The sequence below is a fragment of the Paracoccus sp. S4493 genome (genome assembly GCF_000967735.1).
Classification (GTDB): domain Bacteria; phylum Pseudomonadota; class Alphaproteobacteria; order Rhodobacterales; family Rhodobacteraceae; genus Paracoccus; species Paracoccus marcusii.
On sequence record NZ_JXYF01000092.1, the window covers coordinates 1 to 812 of the forward strand.

Annotated in this window: 1 protein-coding gene; it reads right to left on the reverse strand. The window is 67.1% G+C overall.

Translation table 11 applies throughout. From position 1 onward, the window contains the following. Positions 1 to 812: urea ABC transporter permease subunit UrtB (urtB, locus tag TW83_RS12905; RefSeq protein WP_045983190.1), on the reverse strand; the 812-nt coding region annotated here is incomplete at both ends.

The window sequence follows — 812 nt, forward strand, 5'->3', positions numbered from 1 at the left end:
CGATCAGGGTGGCCCCCGCCAGCGTGCCCCAGATGTTGCCCACGCCGCCCACGACCACGGTCATGAAGCTTTGGACGATGTATTGCTGGCCGATTTCCGACGTGACCTGCGCGAACAGACCGATCGCCACGCCTGCGATCCCCGCGATGCCGGACCCCAGACCAAAGGTCATCATGGCGATTCGGTCGGGGTTGATGCCCATGGATGCCGCCATGCCGGGGTTCTGGGTGACGGCGCGGACCTCGAGGCCCAAGCGCGTGCGCTTCATGATGAACAGGAACAGCCCCAGGAACAGCAGCGCCAGCACGAAGATCGCAACCCGGATCGCGCTGATGCCGATGACGTCGTTCACGGTGATCGACCCCTCCAGCCAGGCGGGGGCGGTCAGGGGACGAGCCTGGGTGCCGAAGATGTTCTTGGCCAACTGCTGCAGCGCGATGGAGACGCCGAAGGTCGCCAGCAGCGTCTCCAGCGGGCGGTTGGCCAGGTGCCGGATCACCAGACGGTACAGAACCACCCCCGCCAGCGCGGTGACCGCAAAGGCCAGGGGCAGCGCCACCACCAGCGACAGCGTGCGGTCCGCGATGACGGTCTGGACGGTGTAGGCGGTATAGGCGCCCATCATGATGAATTCGCCATGCGCCATGTTGATGACCCGCATGACGCCGAAGGTGACCGCCAGCCCGATGGCCGCCAGGAAATAGATCGAGGCCAGCGACAGCGCGTCCAGCCCCAGGTCGATCCCGGTCATCGCGCCAAGGCGCACCTGCGCGCGGATCTGGGCGGCCTTGGCCGCGTCCGTCACGGCGGGG